This window comes from Longimicrobium terrae (genome assembly GCF_014202995.1).
In the GTDB taxonomy this organism is placed as follows: Bacteria; Gemmatimonadota; Gemmatimonadetes; order Longimicrobiales; family Longimicrobiaceae; genus Longimicrobium; species Longimicrobium terrae.
Genome location: NZ_JACHIA010000017.1, coordinates 19,710 through 39,348, shown reverse-complemented (window position 1 = coordinate 39,348; position 19,639 = coordinate 19,710). Strand labels below are relative to the sequence as shown.

At 70.6% G+C, this 19,639-nt stretch carries 11 protein-coding genes; 2 read left to right on the top strand and 9 right to left on the bottom strand.

Features of this window, described 5'->3' with window-relative positions:
• Positions 1-254: 254 nt before the first annotated feature.
• From HNQ61_RS21115 to HNQ61_RS21105, 3 genes are all read right to left on the bottom strand, one after another.
• Positions 255-1,943 (bottom strand): RagB/SusD family nutrient uptake outer membrane protein, encoded by a 1,689-nt coding sequence (locus HNQ61_RS21115; protein ID WP_170038876.1) that lies wholly within the window; start codon positions 1,941-1,943, stop codon positions 255-257.
• 25 nt (positions 1,944-1,968) lie between these two features.
• Positions 1,969-5,007 (bottom strand): SusC/RagA family TonB-linked outer membrane protein, encoded by a 3,039-nt coding sequence (locus tag HNQ61_RS21110; RefSeq protein WP_170038879.1) that lies wholly within the window; start codon positions 5,005-5,007, stop codon positions 1,969-1,971.
• Between the two features lie 121 nt (positions 5,008-5,128).
• The gene (locus HNQ61_RS21105; protein WP_170038881.1) at positions 5,129-5,482 is read right to left on the bottom strand and encodes a hypothetical protein; all 354 of its coding nucleotides are present in this window, start codon (positions 5,480-5,482) and stop codon (positions 5,129-5,131) included.
• A gap of 374 nt (positions 5,483-5,856) precedes the next feature.
• Between HNQ61_RS21105 and HNQ61_RS21100 the strand changes: the two genes are divergently transcribed.
• Both HNQ61_RS21100 and HNQ61_RS21095 read left to right on the top strand, forming a co-directional pair.
• A complete protein-coding gene (locus HNQ61_RS21100) occupies positions 5,857-7,815 on the top strand; it encodes a sialate O-acetylesterase (protein ID WP_183685794.1) in 1,959 nt (652 codons plus the stop codon).
• A gap of 113 nt (positions 7,816-7,928) precedes the next feature.
• Positions 7,929-9,134 (top strand): SGNH/GDSL hydrolase family protein, encoded by a 1,206-nt coding sequence (locus tag HNQ61_RS21095; RefSeq protein ID WP_170038885.1) that lies wholly within the window; start codon positions 7,929-7,931, stop codon positions 9,132-9,134.
• A 751-nt stretch (positions 9,135-9,885) separates the two neighbouring features.
• Here the strand turns inward: HNQ61_RS21095 and xylB are convergent.
• The 6 genes from xylB to HNQ61_RS21065 all read right to left on the bottom strand — a co-directional run bounded on the left by xylB (position 9,886) and on the right by HNQ61_RS21065 (position 19,415).
• A complete protein-coding gene (xylB, locus tag HNQ61_RS21090; RefSeq protein WP_170038887.1) occupies positions 9,886-11,388 on the bottom strand; it encodes a xylulokinase in 1,503 nt (500 codons plus the stop codon).
• A gap of 1 nt (position 11,389) precedes the next feature.
• Complete coding sequence (xylA, locus tag HNQ61_RS21085) at positions 11,390-12,565, bottom strand: xylose isomerase (protein ID WP_170038889.1); 1,176 nt, start codon at positions 12,563-12,565, stop codon at positions 11,390-11,392.
• Between the two features lie 226 nt (positions 12,566-12,791).
• Positions 12,792-14,324 carry an ATP-binding cassette domain-containing protein gene (locus HNQ61_RS21080; RefSeq protein WP_170038891.1) on the bottom strand — a complete coding sequence of 511 codons (1,533 nt, stop codon included), beginning with the start codon at positions 14,322-14,324 and terminating at the stop codon, positions 12,792-12,794.
• A gap of 1 nt (position 14,325) precedes the next feature.
• Positions 14,326-15,447, bottom strand: coding sequence for a substrate-binding domain-containing protein (locus HNQ61_RS21075; protein WP_170038893.1), 1,122 nt, complete (start codon positions 15,445-15,447; stop codon positions 14,326-14,328).
• A 722-nt stretch (positions 15,448-16,169) separates the two neighbouring features.
• Positions 16,170-17,252, bottom strand: a complete 1,083-nt coding sequence (locus tag HNQ61_RS21070; RefSeq protein WP_170038895.1) for an ABC transporter permease subunit — start codon at positions 17,250-17,252, stop codon at positions 16,170-16,172.
• A 3-nt stretch (positions 17,253-17,255) separates the two neighbouring features.
• Positions 17,256-19,415, bottom strand: coding sequence for an alpha-glucuronidase family glycosyl hydrolase (locus HNQ61_RS21065; protein WP_170038897.1), 2,160 nt, complete (start codon positions 19,413-19,415; stop codon positions 17,256-17,258).
• Positions 19,416-19,639: the final 224 nt, after the last annotated feature.

Sequence of the window (19,639 nt, the reverse complement as noted above, 5' to 3'; positions counted from 1 at the left end):
CATCGTGAGGGAGCGTGCGCCGCGCGTTCCGTAGCGCCGAGCCCATGCGCGACCGAAGGATCTGGCCTGCGCCAAGCCAGCGTCGCGTGACGCACGTGCGCCAGCCGGTCCTTTGCGGCGCTCCGGCCAGCCGCGGTCGATTGATCGCCATCCTCCGAAAACCGACCGGCGAGCCGCCGCTGTCCATCAACCGAAACGGCTCCCGGAGCACTCCGCTCCGGGAGCCGTTTCCGACCCTGCCCCGCAGACCCGCGTCAGTAGCCGGGGTTCTGCGGGAACGCCGCGGCGTTGCCTTCGGTGGCGTCGATCTGCTGCTGCGGAATGGGGCGCAGCAGGTGCTTGGGCTCCGTAAAGCCGGTCGCCGTCGGGTTGTAGCGGCGCACCCGCTCGCCCAGCTTGCCGGTGCGGGCCAGCACGTACCACCGCTGCTCCTCGCCCGTAAGCTCCCGTGCCCGCTCGTTCAGCAGCAGCTCTAGCCCCTGCGTGGCGACGGGGCCGCGCGCGCTGTCGGCCTGCGCCGCGCTCAGCTCGTTGGCGGACTCCATCCCCGGAAACGCCGCGCGCCGCCGGATCACGTTGAAGTCGGCGATGGCCTCGGCGCCGCGCCCGGCCCGGATGTTGGCCTCCGCGCGCAGCAGGTACACATCCGCCAAGCGCCACAGGTGCCGGTCGCGCTGGCTGGGGCCTGCGGCCACGTTGGCCTTGGTCTGGTCCTGCCACTTGAGCAGCGTGGGAAAGTGCAGCTCGGTGTACTGGTTCTGCCCCAGCGTGCGGTACCGCTTGTTGGTGGTGTAGATGGGGTCCACCACGTCCGTGCCGGGCAGGTAGATGGCGGTGTCGCCGCCGCGGCCCGGCTCCGACGAGCCGTTGTTGCTGCGCCACACCGTCTGGAAGGTGGCGGCGTAGCGGCTGTCGGTGGCGCGGTTCCACAGGTCGATGGTGTAGCGCGTGGGGCTCACCCGGCGGAACGGGCGGCCGTACTCCAGCGAGCGGGAAATGCCCGGGGCGTTGAGCCCCGCGTCGTACGCCATGGTGATGTACCAGTGCAGGCTGTTGCCGTAGAGGTCGCGCCCCTGCACCCCGTCGCCGCTGAACTGCACCTGGAACACGTACTCCGGATTGGTTTCCGTGGCGGGGACAAAGTCGCACGGGCCCGTGGGGCGCTCCGGCCCGCAGAAGAGCGAGCGGTAGCTGGCGTTCAGCGTGTACGTTCCGCTGCCGATGACCGCCGTCGTCAGGTCGCGCGCCCGGTCGAAGTCGCCCGGCGCGCCGCGGGTGAGGTACACCTCGGCCAGCAGCGTCTGCGCGGCGCCCTTGGTAGCGCGGCCGCGCTGCGACTGCGTGGCCGGCAGGTTGGCGACCGCGAACTCCAGGTCGGGGATGATGGCCTGCGCGTAGATCTCCGCCGGGGCGGTGCGGCTGGCCGTGACCACCGCGCCCTCGGTGGGCGCCAGCGTCAGGTGCACCGCGCCGTAGTTGCGCACCAGGTTGTGGTAGTACAGGGCGCGCAGAAACCGCATTTCACCCAGCCGCGTGGCCTGCAGCGCCGGGGCCAGCGCCGTGGACGCGCCGATGTACTGGATGGCCGTGTTCGCCGAGTTGATGGCGAAGTACGACTGCTGCCACATGTCGCGGTTTTCGTTGGTGCACCCCGTGGGCGACATCTGCGGCGTGTAGTCGTTCCAGCAGCCGGCGCCGTTGGCCACCAGCTGCTCGCCGCGCTTCCACACGTCCGTGCCCGCCCATCCCAGGTAGATCTCCTGCTGCTGCCCGTAGTAGTCGCGCAGGCGGGCGTACGCGCCGGAGGTGGCCGCGTCGGCGCCCTCCGGCGTGGCGAAGTACTCGCCGGTGACGCCGGAAACCGGCGTTTCCACCAGGTCCTTGCATCCGCCCAGACCGGCCGTCGCCGCGGCCAGCGCCAGGACCGTGATTCTGCTCTTCATCATGTCTCTCGCGTTGCGTTGGCGGTCAGAAGGAAAGGTCGGCGCCCAGAAAGAAGGTGCGGAACGACGGCCCGCCCACGTCCGGCTGGGAGAAGGTCTGGTTGCCGTCGCCCACGCTGTAGCCCGCTTCCGGGTCCCATCCGTCAAAGTGCGGGGCGTACAGGAAGGGGTCCTGGGCCTTCAGGTACACGCGCATGCGGTCGCCGCCCACGCGGCCCAGCAGCGACTCCGGCAGCCGGTAGCCCAGCGTGATGTCGCGGATGCGCATGTGCGAGGCGTTCTGGTAGTAGCTGGCGCCGCCGTACGTGCCCCGGCCGCCCGCGTTGGGGCGGGGGTTTTCGTTGCTGGGATTTTCCGGTGTCCAGTAGTCCACCTCGCGGCCGTTGAAGCGGCCCTGCAGGTTGCTGTACGCCTGGATGAAGCCGTTGCTCACGTGGTAGCCCACGCGCGCCGTGGCCAGCACCGCGAAGTCGAACGCGCCCAGGGTGAAGCGGTTGTTGAAGCTTCCCTGGTAGCGCGGGAAGTTGTAGTGGTTGCCGATGAAGACGCGGTCGTCGGAGTTCAGCACCCCGTCGCCGTTGGTGTCCGACACGCGGATGTCGCCCGGCTTGCACCCGCACATGGCGGTGGCCTGCGCGGCGTCCTCGGTCTGCCAGATCCCGTCGAACTCGTACTCGAAGTTGACGTTGATGGGGGCGTTGACCCAGCGGCCGCTGCCCACGTCGAAGTACGAGCCGCTCTGCAGCGCGGTGATGCGGTTGCGGTTGGTGCTGATGTTGAAGTCCGACTCCCAGTTCAGCCCCTTCCACCCGTCCAGGTTCACCGTGCTGATGTTGAACTCCACGCCGGCGTTGGTGGTGCTGCCCACGTTCTGCAGCACGCTGGTGTAGCCCGACGTGTAGGGGAGCGCGCGGGGAAGCAGCAGGTCGTGCGTGTTTTCGCGGTACACGTCAAGCGCGCCCGACACGCGGTTGTTGAACACCGCGAAGTCGATTCCGGCGTTGTACTTGTCCGTGGTCTCCCACTTCAGGTCCGGGTTGGGAATGGCGCCCGGCGCGAATCCGACGACGACGAGCTGCGTGCCGAAGGTGTACGACTGCTGGCTCAGCTGGCCCTGCGTCTGGTACGGCCCGATGGCGCTGTTGCCCACGCGGCCGAAGCTGGCGCGCACCTTGAGGTCGTCCAGAAAGCCCATCCGGCTGAAGAACGGCTCCTGGCTGGCGCGCCACATCACACCCACGGCCGGGAAGAAGGCGTACTTGTTCCCTTCCGCCAGCACGCTGCTGCCGTCCACGCGGCCCGTGGCCGTGATGGTGTAGCGGTCGTTGAGGGTGTAGTTCAGGCGGCCCATGTAGGACTGCAGCTCGAACTCCGACAGGTTGCTGTTCACCACCGTGGCGCCGGAGCCGGTCCGCAGGTTGTGCCACAGCTGCTGCGAGTACGGCAGGTCGTTGGCGCCCAGCGAGTCGAACTCGGCGCGCACCGAGGCCACTTCGTACAGCAGCGTTCCCTGCAGGCGGTGCGCGGCGCCGAACGCCTTGTTCATCTGCAGGTAGTTGCTCCAGGTGTAGCTCTGGCGCCGCTCGATGTCGACGAAGGCCGCGGGAAGGCTGGTGCCCGACTGCCGCCGGGTGAGCGTGCCCACGAACGAGCCGTCGTTTTCCGTGCTGAGCTGCGGGCCGAAGCTGGACACGGCGGAAAGCCAGTCCGTCAGCTGAAAGGTGCCGCTGAAGGTGCCCAGCAGGTTGGTGCGGGTGAGCTCGCGGATGTTGTTTTCCCCTTCCAGGATGGGGTTCACCCGCAGGTCGTCGCCGGTGGGGCGGAAGGGGAGCGTGCCGTCGTCGTTGCGCGCGCGGCCCAGCGGCGAGTTGAACAGCGCCTCGTCCCACAGGCGCGCGCCCACGCCGATCTCGCGAAAGGTGCGCGAGCCCTGCGCCGTGGCCTGCAGGCTCAGGCGGCGGTAGTTGTGGCTCAGGCTCACGCTGCCGCGCTTGGCGTCAAAGCCCTGCCCCATGGTGATGCCGGTCTGGTCCAGCAGCCCGCCGGAGACGCGGAACTGCGTGGCCGCGTTGCCGCCGCTGATGCTGACCTCGTGGCTCTGCAGCGAGCCGGTGCGCAGAATCTCGTTCTGCCAGTCGGTGCTGACGCCGGCCGAGTAGTTCTGCAGGCTCAGCGGGTCCAGGATCGCCGCGTCGCCCGCCGCGCAGGCGGTGCGTCCGGGGCAGTTGTACGTGCCGCCGGCCCGGGCCACCTCGCGGCGCATCTCCACGAACTGTTCGCCGTTCATCAGGTCCACGGGGGACAGGATGCGGCTGGTGCCGATGGAGGTGCTGTAGCTGAAGCGGGTGGGGCCCGCCGCGCCGCGCTTGGTGGTGATGAGGATGACGCCGTTGGCGCCGCGGCTGCCGTACACCGCCACCGCCGCCGCGTCCTTGAGCACGTCGATGCTCTCGATGCTGTTCTGGTCGATGTCGCGCAGGTCGCCCTGGATGGGAATGCCGTCCACCACGAAGAGCGGGTCGTTGCTGGCGCCGATGCTGCGCGCGCCGCGGATGCGGATGCGCGCGGTGGCGCCCGGCTCGGGGCTGTTGAGCGTCACGTCCACGCCGGGAATGCGCCCCTTGATGGCGTCCACCGGGTTGGCGGCCACCACCTGGGTGATGTCTTCGGAGCGGATGGAGCTCACCGAGCCGGTGACGTCGGCGCGGCGCGCCGTGCCGTAGCCGATGGCCACGACCTCGTCCAGCACCAGGGTGGAGGCGCCCAGCGAGAAGTCGGCGGTGGCGGTCTGCCCGGCGGTGACCGTGACCTGGCGCGTCTGGCTGGTGCGGCCGATGCGGCTGGCGGTGACGGTCTGGCTGCCGGCGGGAACGGCGTTCAGCGTGTAGCGGCCCCGCTCATTGGTCACGACGGTGCGGTTGATGGCCGGAATGGCCACCGTGGCGCCCGCCACGGGGCCGCCCTCGGCCTCGGTGACCGTACCGCTGATCTGTCCGGTGCTTTGCGCACGCGCGCTTCCTGCGAACAGCAGGCACGCGGCGAGCGGCAGGATCCAACATCTCATTGGGGCATGCCTCGCGGAGCGGGTGGTGAGGAGGATCGTGTGCGCCCGCGCCGCCCGCCGGCTGCGGGGTGCGGGGCGTCCCGGTGTGGATTCGCGGCCGGCGCGGCCGCGGGGAGCCTGCCTACGGCGCGACGTTGATGGTGGCCGAGTCGCGCACCGTGCCGAAGCCCTCGGTGCGGGTCACCACGTACAGCCTGGTGGAGCCCGTGGACGCGCCGCTCACCGTGGCGCCGGTTTCCGTCTGGACCACCGTGGCCACGGCGGGGTTGCCGCTTTCCACCGTCCAGCTTTCCGACTTGTTGGGGCCCGCCAGCACGATCTTTACGGGGACGGTGGCGCCCCGGGCCACGTTCACCGCGCGCGGGTTGATGGTGAACTGCGGGTACGGCCGGAGCGGGTCCCCGCACGCCGCCGCACCGCCCGCGGTCACGGCGGCGGTCAACAGCAGTGCGGTCCAGCGTGTACGTCGTTGCATCGTACAGGTCCTCCGGAAATGGAAGGGGTGGCGGATCGGGCCGGCGTCAGGCCTGTGCAGCGGGTCCAGCGGTGCTTCGGGAACCACTCTCCCCGTGGTGGTTCTGGGGAGAAATACGGCAGGTGATAATATGACTTTGCCATAGTACACGCCGAGAACAAAAGCGTCAAGACTTTGTTACTCGGATGGGCAAATCCGTTTCGCGACGAACGGTGTTCGGCGGAGCGGGCCGGAGCGGCGGCACGGATCGCGTCATAAGATCACCTTGCGAGTCGCCGCGCAACGCCCGCATGTTTGCTGCATCATCCTTCTTTCTCCGATGCGCGGGGTCGTCCCGCGGTTCGGCCTTCTCCGCCCCTCGTGCACCGGTGACCATGCTCCCACGTTGCTCTGGCGGACGCGCCCGTGCGTCCGCGCTGGCCCTCCTTCTCGCGCTCGGCGCCGCGCCGGTTGCCGCGCAGCGCGCGGACGGACTGCGGCTTCCCCGTCTGTTTCAGGACGGAATGGTGCTGCAGCGCGGCGCCCGCATTCCCGTGTGGGGGTGGGCGCCGCCGGGAACCGCGGTCACCGTGGCCCTGGATGCACGGACGGAGCGGACCGTCGCCGGCGCGGACGGCGGGTGGGAAGTGCGCTTCCCCGGCCTTCCCCCGGGCGGGCCGCACACGCTGGCGGTGGAGGGCGGCGGGGCGCGGGTCGCCGTCGCGGACGTGCTCGTGGGCGACGTGTGGGTGGCGAGCGGGCAGTCCAACATGGAATGGCCGCTCGCCATGGCCACGGGCGGCGCGCAGGCGATTGCCGCGGCGAACGATCCCATGCTGCGCGAGTTCGCCGTTCCGCACTCGTACGCGGCGGACCCGGCGGAGGACCTCGCGGGGGGAAGCTGGGCGCGCTCCGATTCCGCGCACGCGGGCACCTTTTCCGCCGTCGCCTGGTTTTTCGCGCGGCAGGTGCGGGCGACGCAGCGCGTTCCCGTCGGCATCATCCACACGTCGTGGGGCGGCGCCAACGTGGAATCGTGGACGAGCCGGCCGGGGCTGGGGATGGATGACGCCGCCTGGGCCGCCGTGCTCCAGCGCGAGCGGGGGCGCGAGGCCGCCGTCCGCGACACGCTGACGCGCAAAATCGGCGCGCTGCCGGAACAGGACGCGGGGCTGGTGGACGGGCGCGCCGTGTGGGCGGACCCGGCGCTGGACGAGGGCGGATGGACGGAGCTTCGCGTGCCGGGGACGTGGGAGGACGCGGGCTTCGGCGGGCTGGACGGCGTGGCGTGGTACCGCACCGCGTTCACGCTGACGGCGGAGGAGGCGCGGGCCGGCGTGCGCCTTTCCCTTGGCGCCATCGACGACGACGACCTCACTTGGATCAACGGCGTGGAGGCGGGGCGCACCTCGGGATACAACGTGGCGCGGACGTACACCCTTCCCGCCACCGCCCTGCGCGCGGGGCGCAACGTGATCGCGATCCGCGTGGCGGATGGCGGCGGGGGCGGCGGCATCACCGGGCCGGCGGACCGCGTGTGGGTGGAGACCTCCGCGGGGCGGCGGCCGCTGGCGGGGACGTGGAAGTTCCGCGTCGGCGAAGTCAGCTTCCGCGAGGACGGGCAGCGGATCAACAAGGTGCCGTCGTACCTGTACAACCGCATGATCCACCCGCTTCTGCGCTACCCCGTGCGTGGCGTGATCTGGTACCAGGGCGAATCCAACGCGAACAACGATGAGCAGGCGCGCGCCTACGCCGGGCTGTTCGCGGGGATGATCCGCGACTGGCGCGGGCGGTGGACCGGGGGGCGGGAGATGCCCTTCCTCTGGGTGCAGCTTCCCAACTACGGCGCGGTGGATTCCGTGCCGCCCGCCACCGGTGGATGGGCGCTCCTGCGCGAGTCGCAGACGGCGGCCCTTGCCCTTCCCGCCACAGGCCAGGTCGTCGCGATCGATCTGGGCGAAGCGGGGGAACTGCATCCGCGCGACAAGCGGCCCGTCGGCGAGCGGCTGGCGGCGGTGGCGCGGCGGGTGGTCTATGGCGAGCGGGTGGAGGACTCCGGCCCCACCTACCGCCGCCACGAGGTGCGCGACGGGCGGGTGACGGTGGAGATGGACCACGCCGCGGGCCTGGCGCTGCGCGGCGCGGCGGACCGCGTGTTCGCCGTGGCCGGCGCGGACCGGCGCTGGGTGTGGGCGCGCGCGGAGGTGCGCGACGGGCGGCTCGTGGTCTGGAGCCCGGAGGTGCCGAACCCCGTCGCCGTGCGCTACGCGTGGAGCAACAGCCCCGCGAGCACGCCCCTCCGCAACGCCGCGGGCTTTCCCGCGCGGCCCTTCCGGACGGACGCATGGTGATGGCGCCGCGGCGGGAAAAGACGGTCTCACGCAGAGCAGCAGAGAAGCAGAGAGGTCTTCTCTGCTCCTCTGCTGCTCTGCGTGATCAGCGCCGTTCCGGTGGATTACGGGCGATGGTTGCGGGGTTGCTGCTGGCCTGCGGGGCGTGCGCGACGGCGGCTCCGGCGCCCGTGGTGGACAACACCCGGTGGGTGGGGACGTGGAGCACGTCGCAGCAGCTGACGGAGCCCGCGAACCTTCCGCCCGCGCCGGGGCTGCCGGGAAACACGCTGCGGCAGATCGTCCACGTGTCCACGGGCGGAAACGTGGTGCGGGTGCGCTTCAGCAACCTGTTCGGCGACGGGCCAATGACCATCACCGCCGCGCGGATTGCGGCGGCGCGCTGGGCAGACACGGTCGTGGCGGAAACCGCGCGTCCGCTGTCGTTCGGCGGACAGCCGTCCATCACCATTGCCGCCGGGGAGGAGGTAATGTCCGATCGGCTGGCGTTCCCGCTGACGCCGCTGCAGAACGTGGCAGTCACAATGCGGTTCGGCGCCTTTCCCGCCGCCGTCACGGGGCATCCGGGTTCGCGCACGACCTCGTACCTCGCGGCGGGAGATCACGTGTCCGCGGCGACGCTGGACGGGGCGGCGCGCACGGACCACTGGTACGCGCTCGCCGGCATCGACGTGGTGGATGATGATCGGGCGGGCGGCGCGGTGGTCACCCTCGGCAACTCCATCACGGACGGGCGAGGGTCGGGCACCAATCGCCAGAACCGCTGGCCAGACGAGCTTTCGCGGCGGCTTCGGGATGATGCGCGCACGGCGGACGTCGCGGTGCTGAATGCCGGCATCGGCGGCAACTGCGTGCTGCGCGACTGCCTGGGCCCCGCCGCCGTCGCCCGCTTTGAGCGCGACGTGCTGCGCCAGCCGGGCGTGCGGTGGATGATCGTGCTGGAGGGGATCAACGACATCGGGCAGGCGCAGGGAGCGGAGGGCGCGCAGGGCGTGGCGCGCGGGCTGATCGCCGCGTACGGGCAGATGATTGACCGGGCGCACGCGCAGGGAATCCGCGTGTACGCCGCCACGCTGCTGCCCTTTGGCGGATCGTTCTACGATTCGCCGGAGCGCGAAGCCGCGCGGCAGGCGGTAAACGCGTGGATCCGCACCGGCGGCCGCTTCGACGCCGTCATCGACCTGGACGCGGCGATGCGCGATCCCGCGAACCCGTCGCGCCTCCAGGAGATCGCGGACACGGGCGATCACCTGCATCCCAACGAAGAGGGCCATCGCATGATCGGCGAAGCCATCGACCTGGCGCTGTTCATCCGCTGAATCGTATCGCCAGAAGAGTGACCGAGCAGCGGTTTGACAGTGATTGCGGCGCGCGGCGCCGACGATCCTGACCGTTCCGACAAGCAGGAAGCCGCCGCGATTCCGTTGAGCGAATGAATCCGCCGCTCAAACAGCGGGAAGCCCCGACTCGTGGCCGCTGACGCGTCCACGATCGGGGCTTCAACCGCATCGCGGGGCAGGTTCGACGCGCGCCGGGACGGTTGGAACGGGCGGATGGTAGATCCTTCGTCGGCGCCAAACATCTGCGCGGCCGAGACTTCGGCCGGCGCCTCCTCAGGATGACGCCTTGGGCGTGTGTGGCGGGAACGACCGGGAGCGCGGGACGCGGGTTCGTTCCGCTACGGGATAACGATTCGTTCCGCTACGGAATAACGGTTCGTTGAGCTACGGGTTAACGGTTCGTTGAGCTACGGGACAGCGGTTCGTTCCGCCGTGGGCGGGGCATCTTGAACGTGGTTGAAGCCCCGGGCGAGGACACGCCAGCGGCCACGAGCCGGGGGTTCCCCGCTGTTTGAGCGGCGGATTCATTCGCTCAACGGAGACGCGGCGCCGTGCCTGATCATGCCCACGCGCCGAACGGCTCCCCCTCTCCCGCTTGCGGGAGAGGGGGTTGGGGGGAGAGGGGTGCCCGCGGCTGCGCCAGAACCTGAGCAACTCGACAATCCAAACGGGCGCTCCCTCCAACCGCGAGGGAGCGCCCGCTCGTCAATCGCAAACCAGCACCGCCCAATCAGTTCGCCCCGGCCACGCCCTTGAGCGCGGGATACAGCGCCCGGAAGCGCGCGTACGCCTCGTCGTAGGCGGCGTGCGACGACGGCGAGGGGGTGTCGCCGGGAATGCGCGTGAGGGTGGAGCGGACGGCGGCGGCCATGTCCGGGAACGCGCCCGCGCCTACCGCGGCCAGCAGCGCCGCGCCGTATGCCGGCCCCTCCTCGCGGTTCACCGTGCCCACAGGAAGCCCGAACACCTCCGCCTGAAGCCGCTGCAGAAACGGACTCTTCGCGCCACCGCCCGTAAGCAGCAGCGAGTGCGGCGACAGCCCCAGTTCCTGCAGAATCGCCACGGAATCGCGCAGCGCGAAGCACACGCCCTCCAGCACGGCGCGCGTCAGGTGCGCCCGCGTGTGGGCCAGGCTCAGCCCCACGAACGCGCCCCGCGCCGACGCGTCGCGGTGCGGCGTGCGCTCGCCCTGCAGGTACGGCAGAAACGTCACGCCCTCCGCCCCGGGCGGCACCGACGCCGCCTCTGCGTCCAGCGCGCGGCGTGATGCCCCGCTCTCGTCCAGCTCGCGCGCCAACTGCTGATGGTACCAGTTGAACGCACCCGCCGCGGACAGGACGACGCCCATCAGGTACCACACGCCGGGCACCACGTGGCAGAAGGTGTGCGCCCGCAGCCCCGGGTCCACCAGCGGCTGCGCGGTGGGCGCCAGCACGGTGCCGGACGTCCCCCAGCTCGCCACCGCCTCGCCCGGCGTCACGACGCCCACCCCCGCCGCGCCGCACGCGTTGTCCGCCCCGCCCCCGACGACCGGCGTTCCCGCGTCCAGCCCGGTGAGCCGCGCCGCATCCGCTGTCACCGTCCCCAGCACCTCCGACGAGCCGCCGACCTCCGGAAGCAGCGCGCGAGGCACGCCGACCGCGTTCAGGATGTCGTCGCTCCACCGCAGGTTGGCCGGATCATACATCAGCGTGCCCGATGCGTCCGACGGCTCCGTGGCCAGCGCGCCCGTCAGCCGGTAGCGGATGAAGTCCTTGGCCAGCAGCACCGTGGCCAGCCGGCTGTACGCCTCCGGCTCGCGCTGCCGCAGCCACAGGACTTTCGGCAGCGTGAAGCCCTCGAGCGCGGGATTGCGTACCCAGTCGCGCAGGCGGTCTTCGCCGCCCGCGCGGCGGGTGATCTCGGCGCACTGCTCCGTGGTCCGCCCGTCGCACCAGAGCAGCGCGGGGCGAATGACCTCGCCCGCGCGGTCCAGAAACACGGACGAGTGCATCTGCCCGCTGATGCCCACCGACACGATGCGCGCGTCCGGCATCTCCGCCCGCAGTTGGCGGATAGACGCGATGGTCGCCTGCCACCACGCGTCCGGGTCCTGCTCCGCCCACCCGGGCTGCGGCGTGCTCAGCGTCAGCGGAGTGAGCGCGGACGCGGCTACCTCGCCGTCCTCGCGCACAAGGATCGCCTTGACGCCGCTCGTCCCTACATCCAGCCCCAGGAACAGCGCGCCGGCCACCTCAGCGAACCCCCAGCAGAATCTCCATCGTCAGCTGGTCCAGCCGCTCGTAGCCGTAGCCCTGCGCGCGGATGGCTTCCAGATCCAGCGTCTGCTCCTTGAGCCCCGCCGCGTGCTCCGCGGAAAAGCGCACCGCCTCACCCGTTTCGCCACCGCGCGTGCGGAAGCCGCCCACGATCTGCTGGATCTCGGCGTCCGCGTTCCACCGCGCCGCCTTGTCCTTGAGGATCAGGTACGTGCGCATGCATCCGCGCGCGAAGTCCCACACGCCGTCCTCATCCTCCGTGCGATAGGCGTGCGCGTCAAAGTGGCGCATCCCGTCGTATCCCGAATCCTCCAGCAGCTTTACGAGGAAGAAGGCGCTCTTGGGATCGACGGCGCCGAAGCGGAAGTCCTGGTCGTAGCGGCCGGCCTTCTGGTCGTTCAGGTCGATGTGGAACAGCTTGCCCGCGTCCAGCGCCTGCCCCACGCCGTGCGCGAAGTCCAGCCCGGCCATGGTGTCGTGCGCCACCTCGGGGTTCACGCCCACCATCTCCGGATGATCCAGCGTGTGGATGAATGCCAGCGCGTGGCCGATCGTGGGGAGATAGATGTCGCCGCGCGGCTCGTTGGGCTTGGGCTCCAGCGCGAAGCGGTACTCATATCCCTGTGACTTGCTGTACTCGCACAGGTAGTTGATGGCCTCGCGAAACCACTTCATGGCCTCGCGCGGGTCCTTGGCGGCGTTGGTTTCCGTCCCCTCGCGCCCGCCCCAGAACACGTACGTCTCCGCGCCGAACTCCACGCCCAGGTCCATGCTGCGCATCGTCTTCTGCAGGGCGTAGCGGCGAACGCGCGGGTCGTTGCTGGTGAACGCGCCGTCGCGGAAGGCCGGGTCGCCGAACAGGTTGGTGGTCGCCATGGGCACGCGCACGCCGCTGGCGTCCAGCGCCGCGCGGAACTCGCGCACGATGCGGTCGCGGTCCGCGGCCGACGCATCGCGCGGCACCAGGTCCTCGTCGTGAAAGTTGACGCCGTACGCGCCGATCTCGCCCAGCTTCTGCACGATGTAGTTGGGCGAAATCGCCGGGCGCACCGGATCGCCGAACGGGTCGCGCCCCGTGTTGCCCACCGTCCACAGGCCAAAGGTGAAGTGGTGCTCGGGCTTGGGCGTGTACTCGTCAGTTCGCAATGTCATCTTATCTCTTCGGAACGCGTGAATGTGGCATGTCGGGCCGGCTCCACGATACGGAGAAGGCCTGGGATGTCCTGCGGTGTGGCAACGTCGCCGCGAGCCTTATCGCGGTCCTGATTTCGTTCGATCGGTGCCCGCGTGCGGGACGGCTTGGGAACTGCCGTTTCACACGGAGGCCACGGAGGATGCACGGAGGACACGGAGGATCAGCGTCCGTCGTCGTGCCTCGTCAGTTTTCCATCGATCCCGCGCCGGTGGATGATGGGGCCTCGTCCGCGAGGCCGGCCATCATGCGCAGAAGGCGGTCCTGCGTGGCCTCGGCGCGGTGCAGTTCCCCGGCGATGCGGCCGCCGCGCAGGACCACGATGCGCGTGGACAGGGCCAGCAGCTCCGGCAGTTCGCTGGAGATGAGCAGCACGGCGCTTCCCCGGGCGGCCAGCTCGGTGATCAGCGCGTGGATCTCGGCCTTGGCACCCACATCCACGCCGCGCGTCGGTTCATCCAGCATCAGAATGCGCGACTGCGCGGCCAGCCATCGCGCCAGCACCACCTTCTGCTGGTTGCCGCCGGAAAGGCCCGCGACCGGCGTCTCGGGGCTGGGCGTGCGCACCTTCATCCGCCCGAAGTAGTCCACCGCCAGCGCGCGCTCCGCCCGCCGCCGGATCCATCCGCCGGGAGACAGGCGGCGCAGGATGGGGAGCGAGGTGTTGTGCACGCCGCTGGCGCCCAGCACCAGCCCCTGCTTCTTGCGATCCTCCGGCACCAGGCCCAGGCCCAGTTCGATGGCCTGCCGCGGCGTGCGGATGCGTACGGGCTTTCCCTCCACCCACACGCTCCCGCGCGCCGCCGGGTCCAGCCCGAAGATGGCCTCGGCCACCTCGCTGCGCCCTGCGCCCACCAGCCCCGCCAGGCCCACGACCTCGCCCGCGTGCAGCGTGCAGGCCACGTCGTGAAAGCGGCCGGGCGACGTCAGTCCATCCACCCGCAGCAGCTCCGTGGCCTCGCCCGTCATCGGCGGCGCGGGCAGGTACTCCGCGGCCGGCCTGCCGATCATCATCCGCACCAGCTCCGCCTCGGTAAGGCCGGCGGTGGGGCGCGTGGCCACGTGGCGTCCGTCGCGCAGCACGCTCACCGCGTCGCAGAGGTGAAAGATCTCCGGCATGCGGTGGCTCACGTAGATGCACGTCACCCCGCGCGCCCGCAGCCGCCCGATGAGCGCGTACAGCCGCTCGGCGTCGTGCTGCCCCAGGCTGCTCGTGGGCTCGTCGAAGATGATGATGCGCGCGCCGCCGCCCACCGCCGCGGCGATCTGCACCAGCTGCCGCTGCGCCGTGCTCAGCTCACCGAGCGGGCGGCGCACGTCCAGCTCCGCGCCCGTTTCGGCCAGAAGCGCTTCCGCCTGGCGGATGGTCTCCGCCGGGTCCGTCCATCCCCGCCGCGCGGGAAGGGCGCCCAGGCAGAGGTTTTCCGCCACGGAAAGGTTGTCGCAGAAGGCGAGTTCCTGGTGCACCATCCCCACCCCCGCCGCCAAGGCGTCGCGCGGCCCGCCGAAGCGCACCTCGCGGCCGTGCACCAGCACCCGCCCGCCGTCCGGCGCATGAATGCCCGCCAGGATCTTGCCCAGCGTGCTTTTTCCCGCGCCGTTCTCGCCGCAGAGCGCGTGGCAGCTTCCCTCGGCGATCTCCAGCGTGACGCCGTCCAGCGCCACGGAGCCGGGAAAGCGCTTGCGGACGTCCTCGAAGCGGACGGCGGGCGTGCTCACGTCAGGGCCGCGCGGCCGGAGCGGCGGTCGTCGCGGGCGCCGAAGCGGCCGGAGCGGCGGTCGACTGCGCGGGAGCCGAAGCGGCCGGAGCGCCGGTCAGAAAGCGCGCGGGCACGTCCGTGAAGCCCCAGTCGCGCAGCTGCGCCGCCCACTGGTTCAGGTTGTCCTTCGTCACGCGCACCGGCTCCATGGGAATGCGCTGCGCGACAGTTCCGCCCTGCAGCTTGGTGACGATGTTCTGCACGCCCACGTAGCCCCACTGGTACACGGGCTGCGCGACCAGCACCGGCGCGATCCCCTTTTCCACGTACGCCAGCTGCGCCGGCAGCGCATCCACGGCAACGACCTTGGTGCGCGCGGGATCCAGGTCCGTCAGCAGCGTCTGCGTAAAGAGCGGCCATCCGCCCACCATCGCCCAGCCCGTCACTTCGGGATAGGCGTTGTTGACGCGGATGACCTCGGCGGCGGCGTCCTGCGGCGTTTCGATGTGGTTGAACGTGTCCACCACGCGAATGCCGGGGTGCTTGGCGGCCTCCTCGCGCACGCCCTGCGCGCGGCGCTGCAGGTTGGGCGCGTTCTGGTTGCCGGCCAGGATGGCCACGGAGCCGCGCTCGTTCAACTGCACGGCCAGTTCGCGCATTACCGTGCGGCCGATCTCGATGTCGTCCACGCCGTAGAAGGCGAAGCGCTTGGACTGCGGCACGTCGCTGTCGAACGTCATGACCTCCACGCCGCGCGCGACGGCGTCGTCGATGGCGCCCGCCACCTTGCCCGCGTCGCTGGCGGAGATGAGAACGGCGTTGGCGCCCTCGTTCACCGCCTGGCCGATGCGCTGGGCCTGCACCTGCCCGTCTTCCTGCGGCGGGGTGAGCCACATGATCTCCACCTTGGGGCCGCCGGGCCTGGCGCTGATCTCCCTGGCCGCCGCCTCCGCGCCGGTGCGCGCGGCCAGGAACACGGGGTTGTTGCTGCTCTTGGCGATGACGGCGATGCGGATGGTGCCGTCCCCGGCGGGGGCGCCGCCCTTGGGCTGCTCCGCCGTCTTTGCCTGCCCCGCGTCACCGCCGCCGCCACACGCCGCCAGAAGGGCCGCCGCCAGCACCACCACGCCTTTTCGGATCATCTCGCTCACCCGGTGAGTGTTGCCCGCATCTGCGCGCCGCATGGGCGCGGCGTGAATGGCGGGGTTGATGGAATGCATTCGGCCCGACTGCGAACAAATGGCGCGGCGGATCATTCCCCGCAATGCCCGGCTTCTCCGGAGGATGGGAGAATATGGAGCGAGAAGCGGAGTGTGGCGCGGCGGCGGGCGGGCCCCTCCCCCGGCCCCTCCCCGTGCAAACTGCCGCACGGAGAGGGGAGAACGGCAACTCAGCTCGTTCCGGATGGTTTGGCTCGGCCGCGGGCAGCCCTCACCCCCCGGCCCCCTCTCCCGCAAGCGGGAGAGGGGGAGACCTCAGCGCGAGCGGATGGGTCGGCACCGGCGGCGACGCTCATCGCCGGCGTGGATCATCGCCGGACCTGCGGCCTCGGGCTGTTGAAGCCCCGATCATGGACGCGTCAGCGGCCATGAGTCGGGGGTTCCCGCTTTTCGAGCGGCGGATTCATTCGCTCAGGGATGTTCGCGCCACCCACGGGACCCATCGCCCGAACCCTGCTCAGCCCACCTCGAACGGTGCCGCGGACATTCCGCTCCAACATGGAGAGTTGGCTTGGCGCTGGCTAGATTCTTCGGTCGGCGCCACACTCCAGCGCCGACGGATGCATCGGCCGGCGCCTCCCTCAGAATGACATGCTCACGGGCAATCGGAAACCTCCACACCGTACCCGAGCACGATCATTCGCCTACGCCGCTGGGGCCGCTTCGGCCGCGCGGCTCATGCGGCGGGCGGCCGCGCGGGTGCTCCACTGGTCCACCACCACCGCCACGATGATTGCGCATCCCACCACGATCCACTCGTAGTTCTGGTCAAACCGCAGCGTGCGGATGCTCTGCCGGAAAAGCACGATCAGCAGCGCGCCCAGCAACGCCCCCACCGCGCTCCCCCGCCCCCCGATCAGCGACGCCCCGCCCACCACGGCCGCCGCGATCACGTACAGCTCGTATCCCTGCGCGTCCCCCGACGACACCGATCCGTAGAACCCCGCCCCCAGAAACGCCGCCAATCCCGCCGTCAGTCCGGACACCGCGAACACGCCGATCTGAATGCGCCCCAGCGGCAGCCCGGCAAAGCGGCTCGCCTCCAGGTTGCCGCCGAAGGCAAAGACGTGCCGCCCCGGCACCGTGCGCGTCAGGTACAGCGCGCCGGCCACGGTCACCCCCAGCATCAGCAGCATGGGCACGGGATACAATCCGCCCCCCAGCCCCAGCGACGCCTTGGCGAACCCCGTGAGCGCGGGGGGCAGCAGAATGCTTTCCGCGCGCGTCGCCACGAACGCGATCCCCCGCAGCACCCACATCGTCCCCAGCGTGATGATGAACGGGTGCACCTTGAGCCCCACCACCAGCGCGCCGTTCACGATCCCGCACAGCAGCCCCACCCCCGCGCAGACCAGAAGCGCCACCAGCACCGTCGCCGCCGCCGGCATCTCTCCCATCGACCGCAGCAGGATGGCAGATGCCACCCCGCTCAGCGCATAGATGGACCCCACCGACAGGTCGATGCCGCCGGAGATGATGACCACCGTGGCCCCCACCGCCATGATGGCGAAGAAGCTGGCGTCCGTGGCGGTCTGCACGAGCGTGTGCGAGTTCCAGAAGTCGTTCACCATCACGCCGGCGCGGCGGTCCAGGTGGCTGCCCGCCAGCAGCGTCAGCGCGGCCGCCACGAATGCCGTCACCAGCACCAGGCCGGCTTCCTGGCGCCCCATCAGTCTGCGCCCCAGCGAGCGCGCGGCGTTGGTCCGGGTGGACGGGGGGTTGGTCACGCGTCAGAACTCGGGGATCGTGTCGCTGGTGTGGGCCGTGTAGAACTCCAGCGGCCGCGCGGGACGTTCATACTGCGGCGGAATGGGCTGTCTGGCAAACTGCTGAAAGTAGAGGAGCGACGCATCGCGCCACCAGCGGGCCGCCCGCTCCTGCGTCGCAAGCCGCCGCGCCACCTCGCCGTGCCGCTCCGCGTCGATCTTTCCCGCCAAGCCGTCCCACGCGCGGCGCATGGCGCGCACCGAATCCACCCCGGCGCTGTAGCGGTGCACCATCTCGTTCCACAGCGTGCGCCCGCTCTCCACGCGGTCGTTCCATCCCACGCGATGGAACCACAGCAGCAGGCTGTCCCCCACCGTCGCGCGATCGTTGAAGCGGTCGCGCACGGGGCCGACGTACTGCCCCACCGCGTTGCTCCCCGCCGCCGTGCGGTCGAAGCCGATCCCCAGCGTGTCCGCGCGATGGTAGTACAGCGCCGTCCAGTCCGCGCGCCCGCCCGTCACCCAGGGGCCGGGGCCGTAGTGGTGGCTGCGCGCCATGATGTGGTGCAGCCCCAGCGGCGTCATGTAGTTCACCGCCACCTCGCGGCTCTCCATCATCATCCGCTTCACCGGCCGGACGAACGCCTCGTCGCTGGTGAACGTCATGCGGATCCACTCGTCCGCGATCGCGTCGGAGCGCGCTGCGGGGTTCCACGCCATCCGCCCGAATGCGTACCAGTTGGCCTGATGAAAGGGATGCCCGGTCCAGTTGCGGTCCGTCCCCGTGTTGGCCACGCCGGCCACGCCCGTCACCCGGTGCCCCTCCAGCGAGCCGTCGATCACCTTCGCCACGGTCGATCCCGCGCCGCGCGCGTACGTGTCGGCGTCCAGCACTTCCTGCCACATGGGGGCGAGGTAGACGAGGTCGCTGTGCTGCCCCAGGTACTCCTGCGTCACCTGAAGCTCCAGCATCAGCGGCGTGCGCGGCATAGCGCCGAAGAGCGGATGGAACGGCTCGCGCGGCTGAAAATCCAGCGGCCCGTTCTTGACCTGCACCAGCACGTTGGGAAGGAACTGGCCGTCCAGCGGATGGAACTCGTCGTACGCCTGCATGGTGCGGTCGCGCGGCTCGTCCGGGCTGTACACAAAGGCGCGCCACATCACGATGCCGTCGTGCGGGGCGACCGCCTCGGCCAGCATGTTGGCGCCATCCGCGTGGGTGCGGCGGTAGTCCTGCGGGCCGGGCTGGCCTTCGGAGTTGGCCTTGACCAGAAAGCCGCCGAAGTCGGGGATGATGCGGTAGATCTCGTCCGTCTTGGCCTTCCACCACGCACGCACGGCGGGGTCCAGCGGGTCCGCCGTCCGCAGCCCGCCGATCTCGATGGGCGCGCTGAAGCGGGCCGTCAGGTACACGCGGATGCCGTACGGGCGGAATACGCCGGCCAGGGCGCGCACCTTCTGCAGGTACGCGGGGGTCAGCACCTGCGCGTTGGCGTTGACGTTGGTCAGCACCGTGCCGTTGATGCCGATGGATGCGTTGGCGCGGGCGTAGTCGGTGTAGCGCGGGTCCAGCGTGCCGGGAAGCGCGTTCCAGTCCCACAGCGAGCGGCCGGCGTACCCGCGCTCCACGCTGCGGTCCAGGTTGTCCCAGTGATTGAGGATGCGCCGTTCCACCCGGGGCTTTTCCTCGATGCGCAGCCCTTCCAGCGAGCCCTCCGTCTGCATGTGGCGGAGGAGATGGAACACGCCGTACAGCACGCCGACGTCGGTGTTCGCCGCGATCACCGTGGCCTGCCGCCCGCCGACGTCCATGGAGCGGATGACGTAGCCCTCGCTCCCCGCCGCGAGCAGTTCGCGCTTCAGCTCCAGCGCGTCGATCTCGCGGGATGAGGACGGCGTCCCCGCCAGCAGATACGGCCCGCGCGGCCCCCGCGGCGTGAACGGGAGCTCGGCGCCCAGCAGCCCGCGCAGGCCGCGGCCCAGCTCGTCGCGGGCGGCGGCCAGCGTGGGCGTGCGCGAGTCGATGACGATGCGCGGAATGGCGGCGCGGTACTCGGCCAGGCGCGTGGCGTCCTTGACGAGCGAGTAGCGCAGCCACAGGTCGTAGCCGTCGTCGGCGCGCAGAGGGGCGGCGGTGCCCAGCGCGGCGAGGACGAGGGCGATGCGGAGGAGGGCAGTCTTCATGGTCCCGTTCACTGGTCCGCTGAAGGGGCGGACCGTGGCGCGGGCCCGCGTGCAGTTCTTTTGTGCTGCCGGCTGACAAACGCGGCGAACCAAGCCGGGCTGTATCACGAGCCGGTTCGGTGTGGACGATCAGGTACAGCGTGCGTCCTCTGCGGGGAGGCCCCTCCCCCGGCCCCTCCCCGTGCAAACAGACGCACGGAGAGGGGAGAACTGCGGGTCGGCTG

Excerpts from the sequence above, each read along its gene's own strand:
- HNQ61_RS21115 (WP_170038876.1), bottom strand. The coding sequence starts at position 1,943 with ATGAAGAGCAGAATCACGGTCCTGGCGCTGGCCGCGGCGACGGCCGGT.
- HNQ61_RS21110 (WP_170038879.1), bottom strand. The coding sequence starts at position 5,007 with ATGAGATGTTGGATCCTGCCGCTCGCCGCGTGCCTGCTGTTCGCAGGA.
- HNQ61_RS21105 (WP_170038881.1), bottom strand. The coding sequence starts at position 5,482 with ATGCAACGACGTACACGCTGGACCGCACTGCTGTTGACCGCCGCCGTG.
- HNQ61_RS21100 (WP_183685794.1), top strand. The coding sequence starts at position 5,857 with ATGCTCCCACGTTGCTCTGGCGGACGCGCCCGTGCGTCCGCGCTGGCC.
- HNQ61_RS21095 (WP_170038885.1), top strand. The coding sequence starts at position 7,929 with ATGGTTGCGGGGTTGCTGCTGGCCTGCGGGGCGTGCGCGACGGCGGCT.
- xylA (WP_170038889.1), bottom strand. The coding sequence starts at position 12,565 with ATGACATTGCGAACTGACGAGTACACGCCCAAGCCCGAGCACCACTTC.
- HNQ61_RS21075 (WP_170038893.1), bottom strand. The coding sequence starts at position 15,447 with ATGATCCGAAAAGGCGTGGTGGTGCTGGCGGCGGCCCTTCTGGCGGCG.
- HNQ61_RS21065 (WP_170038897.1), bottom strand. The coding sequence starts at position 19,415 with ATGAAGACTGCCCTCCTCCGCATCGCCCTCGTCCTCGCCGCGCTGGGC.